This is a genomic window from Halomicrobium sp. HM KBTZ05, from assembly GCF_041530035.1.
In the GTDB taxonomy this organism is placed as follows: Archaea; Halobacteriota; Halobacteria; order Halobacteriales; family Haloarculaceae; genus Halomicrobium.
In genome coordinates, this window is record NZ_CP168057.1 from 2,680,600 (window position 1) to 2,692,633 (window position 12,034).

Here is a 12,034-nt window from a genome sequence, read left to right on the forward strand (position 1 = left end):
ACGTCGGGCAATCACACCGCTGGCCGTGTCGTCCACCAGACAGCCGTCGCGATCGACGGCGGGCGGCGATAGCGGGTCCAACCGCTCGACGGGGCCGAATGAACGCTCTCGACGCCGCAGGGTCGCTCGATCAGCAGCGTGAACGGTTCATAGTCGACACCTGCCCGCGCTGAACAGTGCGAACAGTGAGTATCGTTTTTTATGCACTCCCGACCACATGCAGGTGAACATGAACAGTCGGCAGGCCACGTTCGTCGCCGTCCTCGCGGTCGTCGCCGTCGGCGTGGCGGCGCTTCCGGCGAGCGGGGCGAACGCGCAGGCCACCAACGAGACAGCCGAGAACGGGACCGAGGCGGACATGGGGGCACAGCTGACAGCCTTCATGCAGGCCAGTGCCGCCGAGACCAACGACACCGTCGAGTCGGGGATGTGGGCCGCCGGCTTCGAACGGGCAAACGAGTCCGAGCAGGCGCGGCTGGCGACCGACAGGACGACCGAGATCGAGCGGCGACTCCAGCGCCTCCAGGAGCGCAACCAGACACTCCAGGAGCGCTACGAGAACGGCTCGATCGACGAAACCGAGTATCTGGTCCGGACCAGCCGACTCGCCGGTGAGATCAACGCACTCCGACACAGCATCGACGACACCGCGACCGCAGCACGGACCGCGGGCGTCGACCCGACCGGGATCGAACGGCTCCGGGGGCAGGCCCGGAACGTCACGACGGGCGACGTACCGGGCGTCGCCCGCGGTATCGCAACCGGACAGGGGCCACCGGCGAACGCCGGACCACCGGACTCGATCGGCGACGGACAGGGACCGCCAGACGAGGCCGGCCCGCCGTCGGGGGACAACGCGACGCGAGGACCGGCCGCTAACGCGACGCGAGGGCCGGGAGCCGGCGACCGAGGCCCCGGTAACGGGACCGCGGGCGACGGACCGGCGTCCGAAGGAGAACGACCCGGCGGTGGGCCGCCCAACGAGACCGGCCCGGCAGACGACGGCGCTGACAGGGGTGGGACGACAGACCCTAGGCGCGGGGGTGTGCAAAACGGGTCCGACGGTGGGACGGCAGACGACGGCTCCGAAACGACGGCCCAGTCCACAGCGTCCGAGAGCGACACGGGATCGACAGACGACGCCGATCAGAGCACGAGCGACGACTCGAACCGGGACGACGGCGAGTCGGCGAGCGGCGACGGTGCGTCAGCGAACGGCGACGGTGGCGACGACGCCGACGGCGGGTCGTCCGGGAACGGACCATCTGACGACGGTCCGCCCGGGGGAGACTCCTCGGGAGGACCGCCGGACGACGCCCCTGGCAACGGTCCGTAATCCCCATCGGGCGAGGGGACACCCTTTTCCCCACTGGTAGCCTACCCCGGGGTGAATGGACTCCGCCGAGCTGCTCGATCTCCTCGGGAACGCGAACCGTCGTCGCATCTTGCGCCTGTTAGCACACAAGCCCTGCTACGTGACCGAGATCAGCGAGTACATCGGCGTCAGCCCGAAAGCAGTCATCGACCACCTCCAGAAGCTCGAAGACGCGGGACTCATCGAGAGCCGGACCGACGACCAGCGGCGCAAGTACTTCTCGATCGCCCGCAACCTCCGGCTGGAAGTCCGGGTCTCGCCCTACGAGTTCGGGACCAAGAGCGCGTATCCGGCCCGTAGAGGCTTCGACATGAGCTCCTGTCGACACCTCACCATCGACGTGGGCGACGACGACGGCGACGACTTGCAGTCACTCGCCAGCGATCTGGAGCGACTCGAACAGCTCGAAAACGAGCTGTCGCTGGCCCAGCGCTGGGTCCAGGGCCAGGTGACCGACCTCCGGGAGCGCATCAGCGAGCGCATCGACGACGGCCGGGAAGACGGCCGCCTCTCCGCCGAAATCGTCAGCGCGCTCGCGAACGGCATCCACTCGGTCGAGCGTATCAGCAGCGAGGTCGAGGCCCCACCGGAACTCGTCGAGGACGCGCTGGCGTGGCTCGCCGAGGAGGGGATCGTCGAGCGCCACGCCGACGGCTGGCAACTGGCCGACTAGAGGTCTCGCGTCAGCCCGTCGCGGAGGTCACGGCCGGCGTAGTGGCCCACCAGCGCGGCCAGCCCGCCGGCGACGCCGCCCGCGACCGGAACGAGGCCGCCCGAGACGACCGAGAGCGTGATCGATCCCAGCACGGTCGTCAGGACGCCGACCAGGGCTCCGGCAGTGCCCGCCTCGACGTACCGTGCGTCGGTCGAGACCACACCCAGCACGAACAGCACCGCCAGCACGCCGACGACGCCGCTCAGGGGTCCCAGCGGGAGCGCCCCGCCGACCACGAACGTCCCCACGAGTGCGCCCGCGAGCTGGAGGGCGAACGAGACCGGGGAAACGGCGTCGCCGACGCGCCCCCGGAGCCCGCCGCCGGCCGTCGTCTCGTCGGCCGTGTCGGTGTCGGTCTCGAAGTCGGTCGCCGTGTCGAACCCGTCGTCGAGCCCGGCGAAGTCCTCCGTCGCGCCGACCGACGCGTCCGTCTCGCCCACACCGACCTCGTCGACAGCCTCCTCGTCGATCGTCAGGTCGTCGGTGCGCTCGCTCATACACCACACTGTGAGCGCCTGGGGTATGGGCCTTTCTCCCCCGTCGGTCGACTTCCCCGTCGGTACCCGTCCGCGATGAGCAACCGTCTTTGGCGGGGACGCACTACGACCGAGTGGCCGATGACGAGCGATCGCGGTTCCGAGTGTGGATGACCACCGCGCAGCGACGAACCCTATGAGTGCCGAGGCCAGCTTTCCGTCCGTACATTTCGAGAAAGACGTGAACGAACGTCAGAGAATCGCGTCTACGACCCGCTGAGAGAGCTACCTGCTCACACGACGAGCAGACGTACAGTCCACGCTCGACACGGTTCGACTTCGTGTCGTCACCACATCGTGAACACGTTTTCGAGGTGTCCCACTCGTTCTCCTTCAGCACCTCGACGCCACGCATCTCGCCTTTGTGTTCGAGGGACTGGTAGATGCTATTGATCGACGTGGGACCCGACGAAATGCCGAGGATGGGGCCCACACAAACAATACTATCATAAGGGTGAATGGAATTTGAAAGAGTCAAATCGTCTTTGTTTTAGTTCCTTGACGAAAATTATATATACAACCCTAACGCAACAAAAACTGGATCAACAATGGGGGAAGATCCGGTAATACGCAAACGAGTTGCGGGGAGTAGCCTACCACGTGTCACCAAGTCACGTGTCGCAAAGACAGGGGTACTGATCCTCTTTTTGACGGTTCTTGGTCTCTTTGTGGTACAGACGGCCGCCGCCCATGGAGCACCGTCGGATCCGATTGGCCAGGGGTTGGCCTGTTACGAGGAGGTTAAGAGTGAGGGAGAGACAAACGAGATGTGTGAGTTTGCACGCGAGCAGAGCGGACAGGCAATCTACAACTGGCAGGGGATTCGCGACGGTGATGCGGGCGGCGATCACCGGGAGAACATCGACGACGGTGAACTCTGTAGTGCTGGAAGCGAAAGATACGCTCCGTACGATGAGCCAGGAGACTGGCCTTCGACGACGATCGAGCCCGGTACGCAGACGTTTACTCTCGATCTGACCGCGCCACACGAAGCCAAGTACTTCAGGTTCTACATGACCAAGGATGGATGGGATCCAGACACCGCGCTTGCGTGGGATGACCTGGAACTGATCCACGAGACTGATCCGATGAGTCCCACTGAAACGACGGAAATCAGTGGTGTGGATGTCCCTGACCGCAACAACAAAGAGCACATCATCTACATGGTCTGGCAGCGATCCGATTCGCCAGAAGCGTTCTATTCGTGCTCCTATGTTGACGTTGCCGGCGCTGATGGTGGCAACGATGACACGCCAGATCAGCCCGACACGCCAACTGACACGCCAGATCAGCCTGACGTGCCCGCGTGGGACTCCGAAGCCACGTACACGAGCGGCGACCAGGTGACCTACAACGGCAAAACGTGGGAGGCCAAATGGTGGACGCAGGGTGACGAACCCGGTTCCTCCGAGTGGGGTCCCTGGGAGCAGGTCTCCGGCGATGACACGCCAGATCAGCCCGACACGCCAACTGACACGCCAACTGACACGCCAACTGACACGCCAACTGACACGCCAACTGACACGCCAACTGACACGCCAACTGACACGCCAACTGACACGCCAACTGACACGCCAACTGACACGCCAACTGACACGCCAACTGACACGCCAACTGACACGCCAACTGACACGCCCGATCAGCCGGACGTGCCCAAGTGGAATTCGAGTACGGCCTACACAAGTGGTGACCAGGTGAGCTACGACGGCGAAACGTGGGAAGCCACGTGGTGGACGCAGGGTGACGAACCCGGTAGCTCCCAGTGGGGGCCGTGGGAACGAGTAGAGTAGTGAGAAGGTAACATTTCCACCGGAAGAAGCGAATCGACTCCTTTTTTTACAGTTGCTGGTCGGGCAGCGAGCAGAAAAGCCCATGACCGACTGCCAGTCCCTGTGATTCACGACGTGTTTGACATCCTCCTCCGCGTGAACGCGGAGGAATCCCGAGCGGTGGGAGTTTCAGGTCTGTCGTCCAATCACCGGACTCCCAGTCCTTTCGGGCACGGGTAGTCCCACAGTGTCGGACTGGTGGACTGCTGGCCATGCCAAGTGGCCGTTACCCCTATCCTCGACCGTACATGGCGTCCCGGTGTTGTTTTTGCCACAGGGACGCCAGTAGGCGTCAGCAGAGTCGGGGGTACCTTCTGACTCGCTTTGAGCAGTCGGCACAGACACACTCTGCTGGAATGTGCGTTCACCGACTACCCTTTCGGATACTGTCTCATTGGGTGGGTGGACAGGCCATCTCCGAAGGACGGTTCGGAATCCGCTCCGTTCCGACCGATTCCTACCTACTGATAGGGTTTCCTGTCGCTTAAACACCAGTATTCTGAAACTCAGAGTGCTGTCGAACGTGGATACTTTCCCCAAGTGACGGCACGTATCCACGGCGTGAACGCCGTGGTATTGCGCCTGTTCAGCGTATAAGCCAGACGTGTCTCTCGATGGATCGAACGGTCCGTTCAACGCGTTTGATACTACCGGCTGTAAGTCTGTGAATGATTTCGCCACCCCGGGGTGGCGAAGCTCGTCACGAAGTGACAGCCGGCAGTATGAGCTCTGTTCTCCGGCGTGCGAATCGGAGCGTCGCTCCGTGAGGTGTTTGGCCACCGTCGAGAGGGGCCATCGCGCAGCGATTGCTGTCACTGAATGCATAAAATAAATGCTGTCCCACGTCTGACACACCGACAATGGTCCTCTCCGACGTTTTGCTCGCCCCGCTGGGACTGGCGGCCCTCCTCCTGGCAGTGCCGATCGTGGTGTTGTATCTCGTTCGTCCGGATCCACAGGAACGCACGCTGCCGACGTTCCGGTTTCTCGTCGCCGGTGAACGCCAGCAGTCGTCGACGCCGTTTCTCGAACGGATCGCACGGAGTCTCCTCCTGGCGTTGCAGGTGCTCGTCGTACTCGTGCTCGCGGTCGGACTGGCGACGCCGTACGTCACCGTCTCCGAGCGGGCGACGGTCGAAGAGACGGTCGTGGTCCTCGACACGAGCGCGTCCATGCAGACCGAGGCCGACGGCGAGACACGCTTCCAGCGGGCCGTCGCGGCCGCCCGGGGGGAGGTGACGGGGTCGACCTCTGTCGTTATCACGACCGACGGGGGAGAGGTACTGCTCCAGCGGGGCACGCCGACGACGGCGCGGGAGACGCTGGCGGGACTCGGCCCGACAGATGCACCGGGGACGCTCGGCGGCGCTGTCTCACAGGCCGCGTCCCTCGCCGGTGAGAACGGCCGGATCGTCGTCCTGAGCGACTTCGCGGGCGAGGGGTGGACGACCGCGATCACGACGGCGCGGGGACGAGGCCTCTCCGTCGATCTTCGACAGTTCGACCGCGGCGGGGACGCGAACGTCGGCTTCGTCGACCGGCGGTTCACCGGCTCGAAGGTGACGCTGTCGGTGAAAAACTACGGCGACGCGACCGTCACGCGGACCGTCCGGCTCGGCGACGCCCAGCGCGAGCTGCAGCTCGGACCCGACGACGTCGGCTCGGTGACGATGCCGGTCCCGGCCGGGGGGAGCGAGGCCCGACTCGACTCGGGTGACAGCTTCCCGGCTGACGACAGCGTCTACGTCGCAGCGCCGCCGGACGCGGCCGTCGACGTACTGGTGGTGACCAACGATCGGAACCGGTATCTCACCACCGCGTTGTCGGTGGTCGACCGGGTGAACGTGACCGTCAGGCAGCCGCCGACGACGATCCAGGGCGAGTACGACGTCATCCTGTACAGCAACGTCGAGCCGAGCGCGCTGTTGCCCGGCAACGTCGAGAGCGGGCGCGAACTGGTCGAAGACGGTGGCGGCGTGGCGGTGCTGGCACAGGACGACCTCCCACAGCGGTACCGGGATCTCCTCCTCGTCGACCCCGGCGAGACCCGAACGGGCGCGACAGTGGGCCAGACGGCACAGACACAGCTCACCCGCGGCATCGACTTCCAGCCCCCAGAGGAGTACGTCGCGGGCTCGCTGCGCTCGGGCTCGGTCCAGGTGGGGCTGAGCGACGGGACGCCCCTGATCGCGACCGACGACCGAAGCGGCGGCCGCGTCATGTACTACGGCTACATCGAGGATCGGTCCAGCTTCAAGTTCAACTACCAGTACCCCGTGTTCTGGAAGCGGGCGGTGTACTACCTCTCGGATAGGGAGCCGTTGCCGGCCCTGAACCACGAGACCGGCGAGACCGTTCGGTTCGGCAACACCACTGTGGAGGGGCCAGACGGCCCCGTCACCGGCAACGCAGTCACGCTCCAGCGGGCCGGCCACTACCGGAGCGAGAGCCGGCAGGTGAGCGCGTCGCTGCTGGACGAGAGCGAGTCGAACACCGCCGTCGAAGCGCTCGATCGGCGTTCCGGGACGGCCGGGAACCTCACTCGGACCGAACGACGGTCGGTGCCACAGCCGTTGACCGAGTACGTCGCGCTGGGCGGACTGGTGCTCGTCCTGGTCGAGGTCGGCTACCTCCGCCGACGGGGTGATCTCTGATGCGAGTGTCCGCCACCGTCGCGGAGGGGCTCACCGTCGGCGTCGAACACCTCTGGCCGCTGCTTGTCCTGCCGATCGCGGTCGGCGTCCTCGCGTCGCTGATCCGGCGTGGCAGCGGCGGGCCACGGTCGGCATCGAACCGGAGCCGTCGGCTCCTGCTCGCCAGTCGCGTACTCGTCGTCTGCCTGCTCGTCCTCGGCGCGATGGGACCGTACACCGCCCAGACCCGCGAGACGCCGGGTGAGCCGGGCGTGACACTGCTGACGGACGAATCCGCGAGCATGGGGATCTATCCGAACACGACCGACGAACTGGTACGGGACATCGAAGACGAGGGTGTCCCGGTGACGCGGGTGACGGTCGGCAGCGACTCTGCGTCGCGGATCGGTGACGCCGTGGCGGCGAACCTCCGGGAAAACGGCACGATCGCCGTCGTTTCCGACGGTCGCGTCACGGCGGGACGGAGCCTGTCGACAGCCGCCGCCGACGCCGACGCGCTCGACGCGACCGTCCACGGCGTCACGCCCCAGTCGCCACGCACCGAGCGAGCCGTGGCGATAGCGGGACCGGCGACGGTGAGCCGCGGCGTCCAGTCCCGGTACACCGTCTCGATGCGGGGCGTGAGCGTCTCCGAGCCCGTGCCGGTGACGGTGACGATCGACGGCGAGACGGTCACTGAGGGGGAACTTCGACCGGACGGGACGCTCGCCGTCGATCACACGTTCGAGGAACTGGGGGCACACCGCGTGACCGCGACGCTGTCGGGCGAGGACGAATACGCCCGAAACGACGTGTTCTACGAGAGCGTCCGCGTCGTCGAACAGCCCGACGTACTGTACGTCGCACAGGGCGAGTACCCCCTCCGGAACTACCTCGACTCGCTGTACAACGTCACGACGGCCGCGTCGGTCCCGGCGGCGCTCGACGACTACGCCGCCGTCGTCGTGCAGGACACGTCGGCGAGCGACGTGGGGAACGCCACCGCGCTCCAGGACTTCGTCGTCAACGGCGGCGGGCTGGTCGTCGCGGGCGGTGACAACGCCTACGAGAACGGCGGCTACGAGACGTCGCCGATGGGCTCGATGCTCCCGGTCCAGGTCGGCAACGCGACCGGCGGCGAGTCGAACATCGTCCTCCTCGTCGACGTCTCCAGTAGCGCCGAGAGCGGGCTCTCGGTACAGAAGGCCGTCGCACTGGACGTGCTCGACCAGCTCGGCGACGAGAACCGGGTCGGCGTCGTCGCCTTCAACCAGAACGCGTACCGCGTCTCGGAGCTGCGAACGCTCGGCCAGAACCGAGCGGCAACCGCCGAGAAGATACGGCAACTGGAGAGCCGCGGCGCGACGGACATCGCCGTCGGCCTCCAGGGGGCCGACGAGCTGCTGGGCGACCGCGAAGGGACGATCATCCTCCTCAGTGACGGCCAGGACCGCCTGGGGCCGCCAGCGGCCGTCGCGAACCAGCTGGGCCGCGAAGGGACGCGCGTCGTCTCGGTCGGGGTCGGCAAGCGCGTCGGCGTCTCGACGATGCGTCAGATCGCCGACGAGTCCGGCGGCTCGTACTTCGCCGCCGACGAGACCGAGCGGCTGCGACTCCTCTTTGGCGGCTCCTCGCGGCGCTACCAGGGAGAGAACCTCACCGTCGTCACCGAGGACACGTTCATCACTGCCGGCGTCGAGCTGACGGCCAATCCCGGTCGAGCCAACAACGTCCGCGTCAAGCCCGGGGCCGACTACCAGGTCGCCACCGCCGACGGGAAGCCGGCGATCGCCTCCTGGCGGTTCGGTCTCGGCCGCGTGGTCTCTATCACCGCTTACGACTCGGACAACACGATGGGCGGTCTGCTCGACCGGCCGGACTCGCTGGTCGTCACGAAGTCGGTCAACTACGCCGTGGGCGATCCCACGCGTACACAGACCGGCGTCACGTCGGTCGACGACGCCCGCGTGGGGCGGCCGACGACACTGACCTACCAGGGCGACAGCCGCCCGGAGGCCGCGAACGTGTCCGTCCGCCAGGTGGGTGAGGGCCGGTATCGCGGCGAGTTCACGCCCCGGAAGGCGGGGTATCAGACGGTGCTCGACACCGAGTACGCGGCCAACTACCCCGTGGAGTACGCGTCCTTCGGCCCGAGCGACAGCCTCGACGCGCTCGTCGAACGGACGGGAGGCCAGACGTTCAGCCCGGACGAGGGCGAACAGATAGCCAGACGGGCCCGCCAGCAGTCCACCCGCGTCCGCACCGTCCGAGAGACCTGGGAGTGGGTCGCCCTGCTCGGCGCGCTCCTGGTGTTCACCGCCGAGGTGGTCGCCCGTCGTGTTCAAGTGTACCGCGGTCGCACCACTCTGGAGAGTGGTCTCCCGTGAGCGCAATCGGCCGCCGTATCAACCTCGGGCTCGTGGCGTTCGTCGTCCTCTCGATGGTCGGCACCGGCGCGACGACGGTGCTGTACCAGGACTCCGCGAGCGAACTTCGATCGCAGAATCAGGAACTCAGACAGGAAAACGCCGAGCTCCGTGAGAACCTGGACGACACCAGAAGTGAGGTCGAATCCGCCCAGACTCGCGTCGACGAACTCGAAGAGCGACTGGAGACGCGATCGAAAGACGTCGATCAGGTCGCGACCAACCTGAACCGGACCGAGTCACAGTTGAACGCCACGGAAAGCCAACTGGCAGAGACCAGGCGGTCGCTCCGTGAGAGCGAGGACCGCGTCGAAGAGCTGGAGGGGACAGTTGGCTCTCTCCGGAACGAACGAGACGCCCTCCAGAACGAGGTCGACGACCTCAGATCGACGGTCGACGATCTAGAGATGGAAAACGAGGAGCTGGTCGACGAGCGCGACGAACTCGAAGACCAGGTGTCCGACCTGGAAGACGAGATAGACCGTCTGGAATCGCAGATAACGACGCTCGAAACCGAGGTCGCAGAACTCGAAAACCGAAACCGAGAGCTACGAGACGACATCGAGACGCTCTGTAACCAGCCGGAGAACCAGGGCAAAGTCAGCTGTGAGGACTCCTGATGGACGAACCCGACACCGACACTGGCGAACAAAGTGGTGAACAGTCTCCAGAAGAACGGGAACGAGCACGCGAGCGCATGGCCGCAGCCATCGCCGAGGTCAGATACGAGGGCAAGAAGGCGGCGTTGGTCTACGCCGTCGTCGACGCGGTGGTGGCCTTTCTGCTGGCGAACGTCGTCCTGACCGCCCTCTCCCCGGCCGGCCTCCCGACACAGGTGTCGGTCCCGACGGCGGTGACGGAGCCGATCGGAGCCGCCGTCGGCCGCTCGATACCGGCGCTCTCGCTCCCCGCGGGCGCAGTCGTCGGCATCGCCCTCGGAGGACTCTGGCTCTTCGGCGAGTACCTGTATCGGGTCCGCCAGCCCCTCGTCGAACAGTTCGAGGCGGCCAACGCGAACGTCACCGACGCGCTCCGTACGGCCCGAGACACCGTCGAGGACGGGGCCGAGACGCGGATGGCGGCCCGGCTCTACGAGGACGTGCTCGCGGGCCTGAAACAGAGTTCCAGCACTGCACTGGTCGATAGCCGGCGGCTGCTCGGGACGCTCGTCGTCGTGATCCTGCTGAGCCTGGCGACGGTGCAGGTGGCCGTCGTCGACGTCAGTCTGCTCGATCGCGACCCGGTCGAGACGGAATCGACGGACGACCGGCCCGACGAGTACGGGGGACTCGAAGACGGCGACGCCATACTCGGCGACGGCGAGGACGTCCAGGCCGGCGAAGAGAATCTCACTGCCGAGATCGACTCGACGGGCGGCGACCAGGAACTGAATCGAAGCCAGTCGTTCCCGTCCTCGGACACCGGCGGACCGGGGAGCGCAACCGATACGGTCGACAGCCAGCAGGCCGGGTTCGCCGGCCAGGACGACGTCGAGGATGCGGCCCTCATCCGCGAGTACAATCTCAGAATCAGAGGAGACGCTGACGACGGAGACACCGACCAATGAGCTCAGAGCAAGACATCGACGCGCTACAGCGGAAGATCGCGGACGCACGTGAACAGATCGGCACGCGAATCGTCGGCCAGGAGGAGGTACTGGAGCAACTGCTCGTCTGTATCCTGGCCGACGGCAACGCCCTGCTCGAATCGAACCCCGGACTGGGGAAGACGACGATGGTCCGGACGGTCGCGGCGGTGACCGACCTCGAGTTCTCCCGGATTCAGAACACCCCCGACCTGATGCCGTCCGACATCACCGGGACCGAGATCATCCGCGAGACCGACAGCGGACGGGAGTTCGTCTTCGAGAAGGGGCCGGTGTTCGCCAACGTCGTGCTGGCCGACGAGATCAACCGGGCGACGCCGAAGACACAGGCCGCCCTGCTGGAAGCGATGCAGGAGAAGCAGGTGACAGCTGCGGGCGAAACCCACGAACTGCCGCGCCCGTTTTTCATCCTCGCGACTCAGAACCCCATCGACCAGTCTGGAACCTACGCGCTCCCGGAAGCCCAGACCGACCGCTTCATGCTGAAGCTGCTGGTCGACTACCCCGACTACGACGAGGAGCGGACGATCGTCGACATGAACACCGCCGGGGCAGAGCAGGTGCCCGTCGAGCGCTCGCTGACACGCACGGAGATTCGAGCGGTCCAGCAGCTGGTCCGCGAGATGCCCATCGCCGACGACCTGCGCGATCGAGCGGTCCAGCTCGTCCGCCGGACCCGCGAGGCCGACGACATCGAGTTCGGGGCCAGCCCGCGAGCGAGCATGGCGCTCGTACAGACGGCGAAAGCGCGGGCGTTCCTCCACGGCCGCTCGCACGTCACGGGCGAGGACATCGAGGCGCTGGCCGCCCCCGTACTCCGTCACCGGATCGTCGTGGACTTCCGGGCCGAGCGGGAGGGGCGGACGGCGGACGACCTCGTCGCGTCGCTACTGGAATGAGTCCCGCCGTAATCG

At 66.1% G+C, this 12,034-nt stretch carries 9 protein-coding genes and 1 pseudogene; 8 read left to right on the plus strand and 2 right to left on the minus strand.

Going from position 1 to position 12,034, the window contains the following annotated elements; translation table 11 throughout:
* The first annotated feature begins 229 nt into the window (after positions 1-229).
* Together ACAH01_RS13905 and ACAH01_RS13910 are read left to right on the plus strand one after the other, a co-directional pair.
* Positions 230-1,336 carry a hypothetical protein gene (locus tag ACAH01_RS13905; protein WP_372479599.1) on the plus strand — a complete coding sequence of 369 codons (1,107 nt, stop codon included), beginning with the start codon at positions 230-232 and terminating at the stop codon, positions 1,334-1,336.
* Positions 1,337-1,391: 55 nt separating this feature from the next.
* Positions 1,392-2,048 (plus strand): metalloregulator ArsR/SmtB family transcription factor, encoded by a 657-nt coding sequence (locus ACAH01_RS13910; RefSeq protein WP_153552501.1) that lies wholly within the window; start codon positions 1,392-1,394, stop codon positions 2,046-2,048.
* On the opposite strand, the gene ACAH01_RS13915 is transcribed toward ACAH01_RS13910, so the two are convergent.
* The gene (locus tag ACAH01_RS13915; protein ID WP_170093507.1) at positions 2,045-2,587 is read right to left on the minus strand and encodes a hypothetical protein; all 543 of its coding nucleotides are present in this window, start codon (positions 2,585-2,587) and stop codon (positions 2,045-2,047) included. The genes ACAH01_RS13910 and ACAH01_RS13915 overlap by 4 nt on opposite strands.
* 103 nt (positions 2,588-2,690) lie before the next feature.
* A pseudogene (locus ACAH01_RS13920) lies at positions 2,691-3,023 on the minus strand (zinc ribbon domain-containing protein); the annotation flags it as partial.
* 151 nt (positions 3,024-3,174) lie between these two features.
* Between ACAH01_RS13920 and ACAH01_RS13925 the strand changes: the two are divergent.
* The 6 genes from ACAH01_RS13925 to ACAH01_RS13950 all read left to right on the plus strand — a co-directional run bounded on the left by ACAH01_RS13925 (position 3,175) and on the right by ACAH01_RS13950 (position 12,019).
* Entirely contained in the window at positions 3,175-4,416 is a 1,242-nt protein-coding gene (locus ACAH01_RS13925) for a lytic polysaccharide monooxygenase (protein WP_372479600.1), read from the plus strand.
* A gap of 899 nt (positions 4,417-5,315) precedes the next feature.
* Positions 5,316-7,109 carry a BatA and WFA domain-containing protein gene (locus ACAH01_RS13930; RefSeq protein WP_372479601.1) on the plus strand — a complete coding sequence of 598 codons (1,794 nt, stop codon included), beginning with the start codon at positions 5,316-5,318 and terminating at the stop codon, positions 7,107-7,109.
* Positions 7,109-9,475, plus strand: a complete 2,367-nt coding sequence (locus tag ACAH01_RS13935) for a VWA domain-containing protein (protein WP_372479602.1) — start codon at positions 7,109-7,111, stop codon at positions 9,473-9,475. Before ACAH01_RS13930 ends, ACAH01_RS13935 begins: the two co-directional genes overlap by 1 nt.
* On the plus strand, positions 9,472-10,134 hold the full coding sequence (locus ACAH01_RS13940) for a chromosome partitioning protein (protein WP_372479603.1): 663 nt from the start codon (positions 9,472-9,474) through the stop codon (positions 10,132-10,134). The genes ACAH01_RS13935 and ACAH01_RS13940 overlap by 4 nt, the downstream gene beginning before the upstream one ends.
* Positions 10,134-11,081, plus strand: coding sequence for a hypothetical protein (locus tag ACAH01_RS13945; RefSeq protein ID WP_372479604.1), 948 nt, complete (start codon positions 10,134-10,136; stop codon positions 11,079-11,081). Before ACAH01_RS13940 ends, ACAH01_RS13945 begins: the two co-directional genes overlap by 1 nt.
* Positions 11,078-12,019: a MoxR family ATPase gene (locus ACAH01_RS13950; protein WP_208628355.1), complete on the plus strand. Its 942-nt coding sequence runs from the start codon at positions 11,078-11,080 to the stop codon at positions 12,017-12,019. The genes ACAH01_RS13945 and ACAH01_RS13950 overlap by 4 nt, the downstream gene beginning before the upstream one ends.
* The last annotated feature ends 15 nt before the right edge of the window (positions 12,020-12,034 follow it).

What these genes read in the sequence shown, in the direction of transcription:
- ACAH01_RS13950 (WP_208628355.1), top strand. Translation starts at nt 11,078, where the DNA reads ATGAGCTCAGAGCAAGACATCGACGCGCTACAGCGGAAGATCGCGGAC.
- ACAH01_RS13910 (WP_153552501.1), top strand. Translation starts at nt 1,392, where the DNA reads ATGGACTCCGCCGAGCTGCTCGATCTCCTCGGGAACGCGAACCGTCGT.
- ACAH01_RS13925 (WP_372479600.1), top strand. Translation starts at nt 3,175, where the DNA reads ATGGGGGAAGATCCGGTAATACGCAAACGAGTTGCGGGGAGTAGCCTA.
- ACAH01_RS13945 (WP_372479604.1), top strand. Translation starts at nt 10,134, where the DNA reads ATGGACGAACCCGACACCGACACTGGCGAACAAAGTGGTGAACAGTCT.
- ACAH01_RS13930 (WP_372479601.1), top strand. Translation starts at nt 5,316, where the DNA reads ATGGTCCTCTCCGACGTTTTGCTCGCCCCGCTGGGACTGGCGGCCCTC.
- ACAH01_RS13935 (WP_372479602.1), top strand. Translation starts at nt 7,109, where the DNA reads ATGCGAGTGTCCGCCACCGTCGCGGAGGGGCTCACCGTCGGCGTCGAA.
- ACAH01_RS13905 (WP_372479599.1), top strand. Translation starts at nt 230, where the DNA reads ATGAACAGTCGGCAGGCCACGTTCGTCGCCGTCCTCGCGGTCGTCGCC.
- ACAH01_RS13915 (WP_170093507.1), bottom strand. Translation starts at nt 2,587, where the DNA reads ATGAGCGAGCGCACCGACGACCTGACGATCGACGAGGAGGCTGTCGAC.